Genomic DNA, 13,830 nt, shown 5'->3' on the forward strand with positions numbered 1-13,830 from the left:
GGCCAGCGCGCCGCGGGCCTGCGCCACCGGGCCGCCGACCACGAACTGCGCCAGCACGGCGTCGCCGACATACTTGTCGACGATGCCGTCGTGCTCGGTCACGGCCGCATGCGCCAGGGCGCGGATGGCGAGCAGCGCGCGCACCATCGCCTCGGGCGGATGCTCGCGGCTCAGGCGCGAGAACCCGCGGACGTCGAGGGCCAGCAGGCAGGCATGGCGCCGGCGTGCCGTTCCGAGGTCGCCGTCGCGGGCGAGCTCGGTCGCGACGCCGTCGGGAACGAAGCGGGCGAGCTGCGTGCGCTCGTGCTCGAGGCGCACGGCCTCGCCGGCGGCGTGGCGCAGGCGCGCGACCCCGTCGACCACCACGACGCTCGCGGCCAGGAAGGTCAGCAGCCCCGGCACCTGCTCGCCGAGATCGACATGCGGGCCGAGGAAGCCGGCCGGGTTGACGAGGCCGACGAGGATCGCGGCGCCCCAGGCGAAGACGACCGTGCCGGAGAACAGGGCCGCGTGCCACACGCGCATGCTGAGCGCGGTCTGCAGCAGCAGCAGGAAGGCCGGCAGCCGGCTCACCGCGTCGGCGGCCCCGCCATCGTCGGCGGCGCCCGCCAGCATGTGCTCGACGAGGACGTAGATCGCCAGCCCGGCGTTCAGCCCGGTGCCGGCCCAGGCGAAGCCTTCCGCGTGGCGCCCCTCCCCGCGCTCGGCCCGGCCGAACCAGACCGAGCCCGCCGCATAGAGGCCGAGGATGAACCAGTGGCTCAGCGCGTGCAGCGAGCCGTCGTAGACCTGCGCCGCCATCAGCAGCACGAGCACGATCACCACGCGCAGGACCAGCAGGCGACCGCCGGTGGCGCGCTGCATCAGCCGCAGGACGGTGTTCTCGTCCTGCGCGCGCTGTGCGGCCCTGTCGTCGAGCATGAGGCGGGTGCCCGCGCGGGTCGGGACTACCCGGCCCGGCTGAGCCGGCGGGCGCCGCCGAAGCGGTTGAGGAAGCGCGGCTCCTTCTCCGGCGCGATCCGGATGGCGAGGTGCAGCGTGCCGCCCTCCTCCATGCGCCGGTCGAGCACCTCGGCGTTCTCGTAGAGCCAGTGCAGGGCCGCGCCCTCCTCGGGGCCGAGGATGACCGCGAAGGTCGAGCGCGCGCGGGCGATGCGCGCCTCGATCCGCGCGGTCAGCGCCGACAGCCCCTCCCCCGTCAGCGACGAGACCAGCACCGGTGCGGCGCCGTCGCGGTCGTTGCGGTCGTGGGCCGAGAGGTTGGCGAGGCGCGTGCGCTCGCCCTCGTCGAGCAGGTCCGCCTTGTTCCAGACCTCGATGATCCGGTCGGCCGACATCTCGATTCCGAGCTCGCCCAGCACCGTGCCGACATCCTCGGCCTGCGCCTCGGAATCGACGTGGGCGACGTCGCGCACGTGGAGCAGGATGTCGGCCTCGATCACGTCTTCCAGCGTGGCGCGGAAGGCGGCGATCAGGGCGGTCGGCAGGTCGGAGATGAAGCCGACGGTGTCGGACAGGATCACGGTCTCGCCGTGCGGCAGCTTGGTGGCGCGGGCGGTGGGGTCGAGGGTGGCGAACAGCATGTCCTGCGCCACCACCTGCGCCTTGGTCAGGGCGTTGAACAGCGTCGACTTGCCGGCATTGGTGTAGCCGACCAGCGCCACGATCGGGTAGGGCACGCGCGCCCGGCTTTGCCGGTGCAGGCCGCGGGTGCGGGTGACGGCGTCGAGGTCGCGCTCGATCCGCGTCATGCGCTCCTGGATCATGCGCCGGTCGGCCTCGATCTGGGTCTCGCCGGGGCCGCCGAGGAAGCCGAAGCCGCCGCGCTGGCGCTCCAGGTGGGTCCAGGACCGCACCAGCCGCGACTTCTGGTAGGCCAGGTGGGCGTGCTCGACCTGGAGCGTGCCCTCGCGCGTCGAGGCGCGGCGGCCGAAGATCTCGAGGATCAGGCCGGTACGGTCGATGACCTTGGCGCCGAATTCCTTCTCGAGGTTGCGCTGCTGCACCGGCGACAGGGCGCAATCCATCACCACGAGGCCGATCTCGCTCGCCTTGATCAGGCCGGCGATCTCCTCGACGCGGCCCTTGCCGAGATAGGTCGAGGGCCGGATGCGGGCGAGGCTGAGCGGGATCGCCTCGACCACGTCGAGCTCGATCGCGGCGGCCAGCCCCACCGCCTCCTCCAGCCGCGCCTGCGTCGAGCGCGAGACCGGCGCCGGCCCGTGCGGCGACGCGGCCGCGGTGCGGCTGAGGTAGGGACCGATGACGAGGGTGTGGGTCGCGGCGGCGATCTCGCCTTCCGGCACGGCCATCGCCTGCAGTCGGGCCTCGCCGGAGGTCAGCGTCTCGGTCATGGAATCCTTGAGCCGCCGCCCGTCGGGGCGGCGGCGTGATGCGTTTCGGAACCCCTCAGATGGGGCTGAGCGGCCGGCGAACCAAGATGGCGCGGAACACGCTCGCGCGGACCGGGGCCGGCCGCGCGTCAGGAGCGCCCGGTCACGCCTTCTCGGGGGCGGTCTCGTCCGGCTCGAACAGCTGCACGGGATGGCCCGGCATGATCGTCGAGATCGCGTGCTTGTAGACGAGCTGGGAATGGCCGTCGCGGCGAAGCAGCACGCAGAAGTTGTCGAACCAAGTCACCACGCCCTGCAGCTTGACGCCGTTGACGAGGAAGATCGTCAACGGAATCTTGTTCTTGCGGACATGGTTGAGGAAGGTGTCTTGCAGGTTCTGTGCGCGTTCGGCCGCCATCTTCTTGTCCTTTGTTGTCTTGGCGCCCGCCTTCGGGAGCGGGTTTTCGTTCTATCCGCGGCATCGATCCTGCCGCCGCAGCGCTGGTCTTGAGGAGCCCGCCGCGGAGCGGAATCGTGCATTACAGGTTCAATTCCGGCGCCGATGCAAGACCCGAACCGGCTCCGCACGCGACGAACGGGGGTTGCTTCTCACCGCTTCCGTCATCCGCCCGCAAGGCGCTCAGGGGCCGATCCCCAGGGACTTCAGCTTGCGGTGCAGGGCCGAGCGCTCCATGCCGATGAATTCGGCGGTCCGGGAGATGTTTCCCGAGAAGCGGGCGATCTGCGCCACGAGGTATTCGCGCTCGAAGATCTCGCGCGCCTCGCGCAGCGCCAGGCTCATCAGCTTCTCGCCGCCGGCGCCGTTCGGGGTCGTCGGCACCAGGGCGCCGATCTCGGAGGGCAGCATCTCCGAGGTGATCTCCTGGTCCGGGTCGGCCTGCGTCAGGATCATCAGCCGCTCGACGTTGTTCTTGAGCTGGCGCACGTTGCCCGGCCAGTTGTGCGACTGCAGCACCGCCATCGCGTCCTGCCCGATGACCCGGCGCGGCAGCCCGGTCTGGGCCGAGATGTTGTCCATGAAGAACTGGATCAGCTCCGGCACGTCCTCGCGGCGCTCCGAGAGCGAGGGCACGCGGATCGGCACCACCGAGAGCCGGTGGAACAGGTCCTCGCGGAAGCGCCCGGCGGCGATCTCCTCGGCGAGGTCGCGGGAGGAGGACGAGATGATGCGGACGTCGACGTGGACGCGGGTGGTGCCGCCGACGCGCTGGAAGTTCTGGTCGACGAGGACGCGCAGGATCCGGCCTTGCGTCTCCCGCGGCATGTCGGCGACCTCGTCGAGGTAGAGGGTGCCGCCATGCGCCTCCTCCAGCGCGCCGACCCGCCTCCCCTGCTCGCCGCCGGCCTCGACCCCGAACAGCTCCGATTCCATCGTCTCCGGCAGGATCGCGGCCGCGTTGAGCAGCACGAACGGCCCGCTCGCCCGGGCCGAGGCCTTGTGCAGGCCGCGCGCGGCGAGCTCCTTGCCGGAGCCCAGCGCCCCGGTGATCATCACCCGGGCGTTGGTCGGGGCGACGCGGTCCAGCGTCTGGCGCAGCTGGTTGATCGCCACCGAGCCGCCGACGATGCGGTTGGCGGTGCCGGAGCGCGCGGTGAGGTCGCGGACCTCGCGCCGCAGGCGCGAGGCCTCGAGCGCGCGCTCGGCCACCAGGATCAGCCGGTCGGCCTTGAACGGCTTCTCGATGAAGTCGTAGGCGCCCGCCTTGATCGCCGAGACCGCGGTCTCGATGTTGCCGTGGCCCGAGATCATCACCACCGGCAGGTCCGGGTGGGACGCCTTGATCAGGTCGAGCACCTGCAGGCCGTCGAGGCGCGAGCCCTGCAGCCAGATGTCGAGGAAGACGAGGTGGGGGCGGCGCGCCTCGATCGCGGCGAGCGCCTCGTCGGAGCTGCCCGCGGTGCGCGAGCGGTGGCCTTCGTCGTCGAGGATGCCGGCGACCAGGTCGCGGATGTCGGCCTCGTCGTCGACCACCAGGATATCGGCGCTCATGGCTGCATCTCCGCAATCTCTCGGGGGGCCGTCGTCGCGGCGCCCTTCTCGTCAGGGTTGGGGCGGGCCGGGCCCGCGACCGCGTCGTCCGCGGGCGACAGCGCGCGGGGCACGCGCATGCGCACCTGGCCGCCGCGGCCGGCGGGGTTGTCGTTCAGCTCGATCCCGCCGCCGTGCTCTTCCAGCACCTTGCTCACGATCGCCAGCCCGAGGCCGGTGCCGCCCTCGCGGGTCGTCATGTAGGGCTCCAGCAGGCGCTGGCGCCCCTCGACGGGAAATCCCTTGCCGTTGTCGGTCACCGCGATCGTGGCGAAGCCCTCCTCGACGGTGAGGCTCAAGCCGATCTTGCCCTTGCCGAGCTCGGCCTCCGGCACCTCGGCCACCGCCTCGACGGCGTTCTTGAGGATGTTGGTGATCACCTGGCTCAGCAGGCGGATGTCGAAGGCCGCGGTGATCTTCTCGGCCTCCGCCGTGCCGGTGCCGCCGAGGCCGTGCGCGGTGAAGGCGAAGTCGATGTCGGGGTGCGCCACCCGCATCATGAACAGGTTCTGCTTGGCGATCTCGGTGAGGTCGTTCTCGGCGATCGCGGGCTTGGGCATCCGGGCGAAGGAGGAGAACTCGTCGACCATGCGCTTGATCTCGTCGACCTGGCGGATGATCGTCGCGGTGCACTGGTCGAACACCTCCTTGTCGGCGGTGATGACCTTGCCGTACTTGCGCCGGATGCGCTCGGCCGAGAGCTGGATCGGGGTCAGCGGGTTCTTGATCTCGTGGGCGATGCGGCGCGCGACGTCCGCCCAGGCGGAGGTGCGCTGGGCCGAGACGAGGTCGGTGATGTCGTCGGCGGTCACCACGAAGCCGCGCGCGCCGCCCTGCGCCTGCTCGCTGGTGACCCGCACCGCGATGGTGCGCTCGCGCCCGCCCCGCGTGAGCTGGATCTGGTGCGCCTGCGCGCGCTGGCGCCCCTCGGCGCCGGGCAGGAGCGGGGCGAGCTCCGGCACCGCGTCGGACAGGCGCTGGCCGACGAGCGCGCCGTCGGCCAGATCGAGCATCCGCTCGGCGGCCGGGTTCGCGATGGTGACGAAGCCAGCGGCATCGACGCCGACGACGCCGGGCGAGACCCCCGACAGCACGGCCTCGGTGAAGCGCCGGCGGCGGTCGATCAGGTCGCTCGCCGCGGTCAGCCCGGCATGCTGACGGCGCAGCTCCTGCGTCATCTTGTTGAAGCTCTCGCCGAGATGGGCGAGGTCGCCGTCGGTCTTCCGCGCCGGAACTTGAGCGTAGAAGTTGCCCGAGGCGACCTGGTCGGCGGCGTTGATCAGGCGGCGGATCGGGGCGACGAAGCGGTTGGCGAAGTTCATCCCGAACCACACCGCCGAGAGCAGCGCGATCAGCGCGATCAGCACGAAGATCGAGGCGAAGGTCACCTGGATCGAGGTGCGCAGCGAATCGTAGGTGAGGTACTCGGCCGCCGCCGCGCGCGACACGCCGGGGAAGTCGATGGCGAGCTGGTTGACCTCGCGCTGCACCAGCAGCACCGCGTCGTCGTAGGCCGGCATCCGGAACATCGCCGCGAAGACGCGGCCCTCGGTCGGCAGCAGGCAGATCGGTTCGCTGGACTTGGCCGCGTCCTCGAAGGCGGCGGCCGAGGGCAGGCGCGTCGTCTTGAGCACGTCGATCTTGGCGCGCGCCACCACCTCGTTCGGCCCGCGCATGATCTGGGCGACCGGGAGGCCGAGATTGGTCGCGCGGGTGGTGAGGAAGCCCTCGAACCAGTCGCGGTTGACGTCGAAGTTCGGCCGCGCCCGCGTCAGGTCGTCGTTGAGGATGCGGATCTCGCGCGCCAGCGACTGGCACTGGTTCTCCTGGTAGGCGTCGGCCACCTCGACGGATTTCAGCACCACGTCGCGGACCCGGTCGGTGAAGCCGAGGGAGAGGCCGCGGTCGATCGTCACCGAGGCGACGACGGCCAGCAGGCAGGTCGGCAGGATCGCGATCAGCGAGAACAGGCCGACGATGCGGGTGTGGAGCCGGGCCACCGCCGCGTTGGCGCGCCGCGCATGCAGGAAGACCCGCGCCTCCCAGGCGATGATCACCGCGAGCCCGAGCACCAGGGCGACGTTGATGGCGAGCAGGGTGACGCCGATCGTCGGCGTCGGCGTCACGCGGATGACGCCGGCCAGCACCAGGAAGGTGGCGATCGCCGAGATCAGGGCGGTGACGACCACCCCGGCGCCGATCCAGCCGGGCCCGCGCGGCCCCGCCCGCAGCGCGTCGGGGACGGAGGCACCGCCCTCGTCGGGCCTCGCCGACGGGGCCTCCGAAGTCCTGGATCGCAGAAACGGCATGGCTGATGCAGAGCCACCACAGTGTGGCGAAATTATTACGAATCGGGCATTCGCCCGGTCGCGCCGCGGGCCCGGCGCTCCGGCCGCGACGCTTCGGCCTCCGCGCGCGCTTGGACCCCGGGCCGGACGATGCTATCCCGGTCGGCGGAGGCGAACGGGGTCTGGTGGCCCTCCTGGTCTTCAAAACCAGTGGTACGCCCAAAGCGTACGGTGGGTTCGATTCCCATCCGCTTCCGCCAACCGCCCTCCCCCGTATCGATCCACGCGCCCCTCCGGACGGGGCTCGCGCCTTGGTGCGGACGGCCGTCGCGGCTAGGACGCGACGGACCTGTCCCGGACGCGGTTTTCCTGATGTTCTCGACCCTGATGGTCGTGCTGCCGATCTTCGCGCTGATCTTCGCGGGGTGGCTGGTGCGGCGGCTCGACGTGCTCGGCGACGGCGCCACGGCGGAGCTCAACCGCTACGTCGTCTACCTGGCGCTGCCGGCGCTGCTCTTCGACGTGATCGCCCACACCCATGCCGCCGAGATCTGGCAGCCCGGCTTCATCGCGGTGTTCGGCCTGAGCAGCGTGATCGTCTTCGCCGCCACCGTGACGTTCCGCCTGCGCCGGCCGCTGCCGCTCGCGGACGCGGCGATCGACGGCCTCAACGCGGCCTACGCCAACACCGGGTTCATGGGCTTTCCCCTGGCGCTGGTGGCGCTCGGCCCGGCGGCGCTGGCGCCGACCACCATCGCCGCGATCATGACCGTCTGCGTGGTGTTCGCGCTCGCCATCGTCCTGATCGAGATCGGGCTTCAGGCCGAGGGGCGGCGCTCCGACCTGGTCCTGAAGGTCGCCCGCTCGCTCGTGCGCAACCCGCTGCTGATCGCGCCCGCCCTCGGCGCGCTGGTCCCGCTCTCGGGCGCGGCCGTGCCGCTTCCCGCCGAGACCTTCCTGAAGCTGCTCGGCGGCTCGGCCGCCCCGTGCGCGCTCGTCGCGCTCGGCCTGTTCCTCGCCCGCCCGAGGGTGTCGGACGAACGCCCGGTCGCCGCGACCGCCCTGCTCGTCGGGCTCAAACTCGTGGCGCATCCGCTGCTGGCCTACGGCCTCGCGCGTGCCTTCGGCCTGCCGCCGCTGCTGCTGCACACCGCCGTGCTGATGGCGGCTTTGCCGACCGGGACCGGGCCGTTCATGCTCGCCGAGTTCTACCGGCGCGAAGCCGCCGTGACCTCGAACGTCGTGCTGGTCTCGACGATCGTCTCGATCCTCACCGTCTCGGGCTACCTCGCCGCCATCCGCTGACCGGGGGATACGGCTGTGGCCGCACCGCAACGCCCGGGGCGCGAGCGGCGCCACGGTTCGATTCCTGTCTTGTTATTGTGTTACATTCGCATAATGAAACATTATAACATGATGTGACGAGGCGTGATGCGAAGCGGGCAAGCGAGATTCCGGGCGACGCTGTTGGGACTGAGCCTGGGCCTGCTGCCGGGTGCGGCGCGGGCGCAGGACGCGGTCGCCCTGTCCGAGCTCAGCGTCACCACGGCGAGCCCGATCCAGCCCGGGCCGAAGGCGGCGCCCGAGGCGAGCCTGCCGGCGGGCATCCTGCCGGTGGCCGTCGACACCTTCTCGCCGGTGACGGTGGTGACGCGCGACCAGATCGCCCGCGAGCAGCCGCGCACGCTCGGTGACGCGCTGATGGACCGGCCCGGCATCTCGGCCTCGACCTACGCGCCGGGCGCGGCCAGCCGGCCGATCATCCGCGGCCTCGACAACAGCCGGGTGCGGATCCAGGAGAACGGCGTCGGCATCCAGGACGTCTCGGAGCTCGGCGAGGACCACGGCGTGCCGATCAACCCGCTGGTCTCCGACCGGATCGAGGTGATCCGCGGGCCCGCGACCCTGCGCTACGGCAGCCAGGCGATCGGCGGCGTGGTCTCCTCCGAGAACAACCGCGTGCCGACCTTCATCCCGCCGCGCGGCTATGCCGGCCAGGTCACCACCGGGTATTCCAGCGTCGACAACGGCCGGCTCGTGGCCGGCACCGTCGATGCGGGCTCGGAGAACGTCGCGGTCCATGCCGACGGCTTCCGGACCGGCGCCGACAGCTACGACACGCCCGCCGGCATCCAGGCCAACTCCGCCAACCGCTCGCAGGGCGGCGCGGTCGGCATGTCGGTGATCGGCGACCGCGGCTTCGTCGGGATCTCGTACAGCCACTACGACGCGCTCTACCAGATCCCCGGCGGCGAGGCGGCCGAGAGCCGCACGCGCCTGAACCCGAACCAGGACCGGGTGCTGGCGCGCGGCGAAGTTCGGCCGCTCGAGGGACCGTTCGAGGTGATCCGGTTCTGGGCCGGGGGCTCGGTCTACAAGCACCAGGAGATCGGCCTCGGCGAGGACGGCCTCGACGGGGTGCAGGCGACCTTCAAGAACCGTGAGGCCGAGGGCCGCGTCGAGCTGCAGCACGTGCCGGTCTTCACCGCCCTCGGCACGTTGACCGGGGCGCTCGGGCTCCAGGCCGGGCGGCGCGAGATCGGGACCTCGGGCGAGGCCGGCACCCTGCTGGCGCCGACCGATTCCCGCTCGAACGCCGTCTACCTGTTCGAGGAGCTGAACGTCGGCCACGGCCTGCGCTTCCAGGCCGCCGGGCGGATCGAGGGCGACCGCTCCACCGGCACGGCGACGCAGTTCCCGGGGAGCTACCTGCCGGTCGAGGGCGAGGATCCGCTCGCCTTCGGGCGGCGGCGCAAGTTCGCCCCCAAGAGCCTCAGCTTCGGCGCCCTGCAGGACCTGCCCTACGGCTTCGTCGCGAGCCTGAACGGGTCCTACGTCGAGCGCGCGCCCACCGCCTTCGAGCTGTACTCGCGCGGGGCGCACGACGCGACCGCGACCTTCGAGATCGGCGATCCCGACCTCAAGAAGGAGCGGGCGCGCACCGTCGAGGCCAGCATCCGCCGGGCGGAAGGTCCGCTGCGCCTCGACGCGACGGGCTACTACACCCGCTACACCGGCTTCATCTACAAGCGCGAGACCGGCACCCGCTGCGGCGACGACTTCGCCTCCTGCGGCTCCGACGACGCGCTGCAGCAGATCGTCTACTCCCAGCGCAACGCCACCTTCTACGGTGCCGAGATCGGCGCGCAGCTCGACCTGATCCCGGTGGGCGACGGCTGGGCCGGCCTCGAGGCGCAGTACGACTTCGTCCGCGCGCAGTTCGACGACGACACCTACGTGCCGCGGATCCCGCCCCACCGGGTCGGCGGCGGCGCGTTCGTGCGGGCGGACGGCTGGTACGCCCGCGTCTTCCTGCTGCACGCCTTCGCCCACACCGAGGTCGCGCCGCTGGAGACGACGACGCCCGGCTTCGACGACCTGCGCGCCGAGGTGAGCTACACCGAGCCCCTCGACCCGGCGGTCTACGGCGCGAGCGCGGTGACGCTCGGCCTTGCCGGCCGCAACCTGCTCGACGACCGCATCCGCAACTCGGCCTCGTTCAAGAAGGACGAGATCCTGCTCGCCGGGCGCAACGTCCGGATCTTCCTGACCGCGCGGTTCTGACCGGCTCAGGAACCCGCGGCCTCAGCCGTGGCAGGCGCAGCCCGAATGGCCGCAGCCGGCATGGTCCGGGTGGCCGGCGGCGCAGTCCTCGCAGCAGAAGGTCTTGCCCGCGCGCGCGATGCCATGGCCCGGCGCGACCTCGCAGACGCAGTCGGGGCAGGCGCAGGGGACGGTCTCGGAGTCAGTCGGTGCCGGTCGCCGTCCACTGGCAGATCGCGGTGCCCTGCAGGGCCAGGCAATCGTACTGCGCGCCGCCGAGGGCGACGTGCTCGGCGAGCGCGGCGATCCGATCCCGCGGAAACGCCGTGCAGCCGAGGTGGTCGGCCCTGGCATCGCCCAGGCGTGCGAGCGCGGCGGCCTCGTCGGGCGCTTCCCGCCGCAGGAGACGGTAGTTCGCCAGCGACGGGCACGCGATCACCGGTGCGGAGACCGGCCCCTGCACGGCCGGCGCCGGCTTGGCCGGCCTGCCCGGCGCCTGGGCTTGCACGGGCCGGGATACGGCCAGGGCGGACAGGGACGTGGCGAGCAGGATCGCGAGACGCATGCCTCCTCCTAAGCGCAGGCCGGCATCGGGCCAAGCCTCTGTCCCGGCGTCAAGCCTCCGTGATCGAGCCGGCGTGGCCGGCACGGCGCGGCCCAAGGCCGGATGGCCTCGAGACGGGATCGCGCTCACGGTTGCGCCCGCAGCTTGGCGAAGCGCTTCACCGCCCGCTCCCGGCGCAGGCGCGAGAGGCGGGCGATCCAGAAGATGCCGTCGAGCTGGTCGATCTCGTGCTGGAGGCAGGCGGCCTGAAACCCCTCGGCCGCCTCCTCCTGCGCGACGCCGTCGAGATCCTGGAACCGCACCCGGATCGTGGCCGCCCGCTCGACCGGCTCGGACACGCCCGGCATCGAGACGCTGCCCTCCCGCGCCGTGACGCGCTCGGGCGAGCGGTCGACGATCTCGGGGTTGACGTAGACCATGGCCGGCCCGCCCGGCTCCGGGCGCAGCACGACGAGGCGCCGCCGCACGCCGAGATGCGCCGCAGTCAACCCGGCGGCCGCGGCCGAATCGAGGGTCTCCGTCACGTCCCGGGCGAGGTCGCCGAGATCGGCATCGAAGGCCGTCACGGGGTCGGACGGCACGTCCAGCCGCGGGTCGGGATAGAAGATCAGCGGACGGGCTGCCATCGGATCGGGGTCTCGCGCTGGAGGGTGGGGCGGGCGGCACGCCGGCCCCCGCGTCGGCCGTTCGGGGCGCACCGTGCGTCGGGACGATGGCGATTCGGCGAGCCTTCGCAACGACGCGGACGATGGCGCGTTGGGCTCGCGCCCGCGCCCGCAGGGATGTCGCGCCGGGCTCGCCCCGCCTTCGGCGTGGGACGCGCCATGGGCAACCTCAGCGATCGATCGAGAGAAATCGCTTGTGCAGTGCAATCGTCACGCGTAGGAAGTTCGCGCAACACATTTCGGGATAATTCGGCAATGACCCTTCGTCTTTCCAGCACCTTCGCCGCTCTCGTCCTGGCCTCGGCCACCATGACCGCCCCCGTCGCCTTCGCCAAGCCGATGACCGGCGCCCAGGCGGTCAAGATGATCGACACCGACAACGACGGCACCGTCGACATGAAGGAGATCGAGGCGACCGCCTCGGCGACCTTCGATCGCCTCGAGAAGGATGCCGACGGCACCCTCGACAAGAAGGAGCTGAAGGGCCGCCTGAGCGCCGCCGGCCTGAAGAAGGCCGACCCGGACAACGACGGCACGATCGACAAGAAGGAATACCTCGCCGCCGTCGCCGACCGCTTCCAGGCCGCCGACCCGGACAACGACGGCACGCTCGACGCCAAGGAGCTGAAGTCCCCCGCCGGCAAGGCCCTGCTGATGCTGATCAAGTGACCCTCGGGCGCGACCCTGCGGGGTCGCGTCGGATGTGCCACCTGCGAGCCGCCCCGGAAACGGGCGCGGCTCGTTTTCGTTCGGACGCTTCCTGACGCACGTCCGGTTCCGCTTCCCGTCCTGCACCCGCCTCCACCGGACCCTTGCACCGGCCCCTTGGCACCGGACCCTTGCGGCCGACCGTGCGACGTCGCGCGACATGCGAATCCTGTTGACGCATCTCAACCATAGGATGCAAGCTTGCTCCGTCGTGGGGGCAATATCAGCATGAGCATCGATCACCCGAAGGTCGCGGACCAGCCTTCCCTCGTCGCGGAGATGCGCGAGATCATCGAGGAGACCCGCAAGACGATCGAGGCGTCGCAGGGGATCCTCGACCGCTGCACGGCTCACGTCGCCGAGGCTCACAGTGCGGAGGCTCGGGCCGCCGAGGGGACGTCCGGCGATCCGTTCCGTCAACTGGCCGACGCGGCCAGCGAGACCGTCAGCCTGCTCGAAGGCATCGCCGACGGCCTGATCGTCGCCTACGAGTACGCCAAGCTCGACAACGATCCGCCGACGCTCGCCCTGATCGAGAGGGCGATGCTGCATGTCGGCCGGCGCCTCGCCCAGGCCGTCGGCCCGAAGCAGGCCGGCCTCGCCCGCCACTGAGCGCGTCGCGCGCTCAGTATTCCCATTCCGCGCCGACGCCGACGCTGGTGCGGCCGTCGCTGCCGGCCTCGCCCTGGATCTTCACCCGGCGCGTCACGTCGTAGTCGATGGTCGCGCCCGTGTCGGCCGGCTTGGCGCCGGCCTTGATGCCGACGCTGAGGCGATCGCTGAGGTAGCGCGAGGCGCCGAGCGCCGGGCCGCCGCTGGTCCCGGTCGAGACGTCGAGGCTGTCGAGCCCGAGGCCCTTGCGCGCCGCCTCGAACACGTCGACGCCCCCTGCCCCGCCCGAGAGCTGCGACACGGCCTGCGCCAGCTGCAGCGCCTGGAACGGCGACAGGCTGCCCGACGCCTTCTTGAACAGCAGCCGCGACAGCACCTCGTCCTGCGGCAGGCTCGGGTCCGAGGAGATCGCGAAGACCGGGCTGTCGGCCGGCCCCGAGACCGCGATGCGGGCGGTGATGTCGGTGGCCTTGGTCTCGGCGACGAAGTCGAGGTCGGGGGCCGCGATGGCGCCGCCGAAGGTCACGCGGCCGCGGGTGAAGTCGAGGCGCTGCCCGATCACCGCGAGACGCCCGCGCCGAAGCTCGAACGCGCCGTTCGCGTTCGGGTCGCGCGAGGTGCCGGTGACGCGCAAGCTCCCGCCGAGCTCGGCGTCGATGCCGCGCCCGCGCACGAAGATGCGGTTCGGAGCGCTCACCGCGACGTCGAGGGTGGCGTCGAACGGCACGGCGGGCTTGCCGCGCGCGCCGCGTCTTCCCACGGCCGCCACCTGCGCCCCGCGTAGGGCCTTGGCGTCGAGCCGGGCGCGGATGTCGGGCGGGGTGTTGACCCGGCGGATGCCCGGCAGCGGCTGCACCGTCGCGGGCAGCCGGTCAGGCACCGACACGTCGATCGAGACCACGTCGACGCGGCCGGCGATCCGCGGCGTGCGCGACAGCGGGCCGGAGAGCGCGAGGTTCAGGCTCGCCGCCGCCGTCATCAGCGGGCTCGAGATCAGCTCGGCGCGCTCGCCCGCGATGCGGATCGTGCCCGGGAACCCGGCCTGGGGCTCGAGCGCCACGCGGCC

Annotated in this window: 13 protein-coding genes and 1 tRNA gene; 5 read left to right on the plus strand and 9 right to left on the minus strand. The window is 71.8% G+C overall.

Features of this window, described 5'->3' with window-relative positions:
* The 5 genes from FV223_RS08150 to FV223_RS08170 all read right to left on the minus strand — a co-directional run.
* A partial coding sequence (locus FV223_RS08150; RefSeq protein ID WP_147726343.1) for an adenylate/guanylate cyclase domain-containing protein occupies positions 1 to 921 on the minus strand: 921 nt, incomplete at its 3' end.
* A gap of 26 nt (positions 922 to 947) precedes the next feature.
* On the minus strand, positions 948 to 2,354 hold the full coding sequence (gene hflX, locus FV223_RS08155; RefSeq protein WP_147726344.1) for a GTPase HflX: 1,407 nt from the start codon (positions 2,352 to 2,354) through the stop codon (positions 948 to 950).
* Between the two features lie 142 nt (positions 2,355 to 2,496).
* Complete coding sequence (gene hfq, locus FV223_RS08160) at positions 2,497 to 2,751, minus strand: RNA chaperone Hfq (protein WP_066925253.1); 255 nt, start codon at positions 2,749 to 2,751, stop codon at positions 2,497 to 2,499.
* A 222-nt stretch (positions 2,752 to 2,973) separates the two neighbouring features.
* Positions 2,974 to 4,344, minus strand: coding sequence for a sigma-54 dependent transcriptional regulator (locus tag FV223_RS08165; protein ID WP_147726345.1), 1,371 nt, complete (start codon positions 4,342 to 4,344; stop codon positions 2,974 to 2,976).
* Positions 4,341 to 6,692 (minus strand): PAS domain-containing sensor histidine kinase, encoded by a 2,352-nt coding sequence (locus FV223_RS08170; RefSeq protein WP_147726346.1) that lies wholly within the window; start codon positions 6,690 to 6,692, stop codon positions 4,341 to 4,343. Before FV223_RS08170 ends, FV223_RS08165 begins: the two co-directional genes overlap by 4 nt.
* A 146-nt stretch (positions 6,693 to 6,838) precedes the next feature.
* Between FV223_RS08170 and FV223_RS08175 the strand changes: the two genes are divergently transcribed.
* From FV223_RS08175 to FV223_RS08185, 3 genes are all read left to right on the plus strand, one after another.
* Positions 6,839 to 6,931: transfer RNA gene (locus FV223_RS08175), tRNA-Sec, on the plus strand.
* A gap of 112 nt (positions 6,932 to 7,043) precedes the next feature.
* Entirely contained in the window at positions 7,044 to 7,976 is a 933-nt protein-coding gene (locus FV223_RS08180) for an AEC family transporter (RefSeq protein WP_147726347.1), read from the plus strand.
* A 126-nt stretch (positions 7,977 to 8,102) separates the two neighbouring features.
* On the plus strand, positions 8,103 to 10,235 hold the full coding sequence (locus tag FV223_RS08185; RefSeq protein WP_147726348.1) for a TonB-dependent receptor: 2,133 nt from the start codon (positions 8,103 to 8,105) through the stop codon (positions 10,233 to 10,235).
* A gap of 21 nt (positions 10,236 to 10,256) precedes the next feature.
* Here FV223_RS08185 and FV223_RS08190 read toward each other — a convergent pair whose 3' ends face one another.
* The 3 genes from FV223_RS08190 to FV223_RS08195 all read right to left on the minus strand — a co-directional run bounded on the left by FV223_RS08190 (position 10,257) and on the right by FV223_RS08195 (position 11,405).
* Positions 10,257 to 10,526 (minus strand): metallothionein, encoded by a 270-nt coding sequence (locus FV223_RS08190; protein ID WP_246689640.1) that lies wholly within the window; start codon positions 10,524 to 10,526, stop codon positions 10,257 to 10,259.
* Positions 10,417 to 10,779 (minus strand): hypothetical protein, encoded by a 363-nt coding sequence (locus tag FV223_RS31640; protein ID WP_246689641.1) that lies wholly within the window; start codon positions 10,777 to 10,779, stop codon positions 10,417 to 10,419. Before FV223_RS31640 ends, FV223_RS08190 begins: the two co-directional genes overlap by 110 nt.
* Before the next feature lie 125 nt (positions 10,780 to 10,904).
* Positions 10,905 to 11,405, minus strand: coding sequence for a peptide deformylase (locus FV223_RS08195; RefSeq protein WP_147726350.1), 501 nt, complete (start codon positions 11,403 to 11,405; stop codon positions 10,905 to 10,907).
* Between the two features lie 294 nt (positions 11,406 to 11,699).
* Between FV223_RS08195 and FV223_RS08200 the strand changes: the two genes are divergently transcribed.
* On the plus strand, positions 11,700 to 12,113 hold the full coding sequence (locus tag FV223_RS08200) for an EF-hand domain-containing protein (RefSeq protein ID WP_147726351.1): 414 nt from the start codon (positions 11,700 to 11,702) through the stop codon (positions 12,111 to 12,113).
* 267 nt (positions 12,114 to 12,380) lie between these two features.
* Entirely contained in the window at positions 12,381 to 12,764 is a 384-nt protein-coding gene (locus tag FV223_RS08205) for a hypothetical protein (RefSeq protein WP_147726352.1), read from the plus strand.
* 13 nt (positions 12,765 to 12,777) lie between these two features.
* Here the strand turns inward: FV223_RS08205 and FV223_RS08210 are convergent.
* On the minus strand, positions 12,778 to 13,830 hold a 1,053-nt coding region (locus FV223_RS08210; protein ID WP_187276094.1), incomplete at its 5' end, for a translocation/assembly module TamB domain-containing protein.

The organism is Methylobacterium sp. WL116, assembly GCF_008039455.1.
Lineage (GTDB): Bacteria > Pseudomonadota > Alphaproteobacteria > Rhizobiales > Beijerinckiaceae > Methylobacterium.

Excerpts from the sequence above, each read along its gene's own strand:
- hflX (WP_147726344.1), bottom strand. The coding sequence starts at position 2,354 with ATGACCGAGACGCTGACCTCCGGCGAGGCCCGACTGCAGGCGATGGCC.
- hfq (WP_066925253.1), bottom strand. The coding sequence starts at position 2,751 with ATGGCGGCCGAACGCGCACAGAACCTGCAAGACACCTTCCTCAACCAT.
- FV223_RS08165 (WP_147726345.1), bottom strand. The coding sequence starts at position 4,344 with ATGAGCGCCGATATCCTGGTGGTCGACGACGAGGCCGACATCCGCGAC.
- FV223_RS08170 (WP_147726346.1), bottom strand. The coding sequence starts at position 6,692 with ATGCCGTTTCTGCGATCCAGGACTTCGGAGGCCCCGTCGGCGAGGCCC.
- FV223_RS08180 (WP_147726347.1), top strand. The coding sequence starts at position 7,044 with ATGTTCTCGACCCTGATGGTCGTGCTGCCGATCTTCGCGCTGATCTTC.
- FV223_RS08185 (WP_147726348.1), top strand. The coding sequence starts at position 8,103 with ATGCGAAGCGGGCAAGCGAGATTCCGGGCGACGCTGTTGGGACTGAGC.
- FV223_RS31640 (WP_246689641.1), bottom strand. The coding sequence starts at position 10,779 with ATGCGTCTCGCGATCCTGCTCGCCACGTCCCTGTCCGCCCTGGCCGTA.
- FV223_RS08195 (WP_147726350.1), bottom strand. The coding sequence starts at position 11,405 with ATGGCAGCCCGTCCGCTGATCTTCTATCCCGACCCGCGGCTGGACGTG.
- FV223_RS08200 (WP_147726351.1), top strand. The coding sequence starts at position 11,700 with ATGACCCTTCGTCTTTCCAGCACCTTCGCCGCTCTCGTCCTGGCCTCG.
- FV223_RS08205 (WP_147726352.1), top strand. The coding sequence starts at position 12,381 with ATGAGCATCGATCACCCGAAGGTCGCGGACCAGCCTTCCCTCGTCGCG.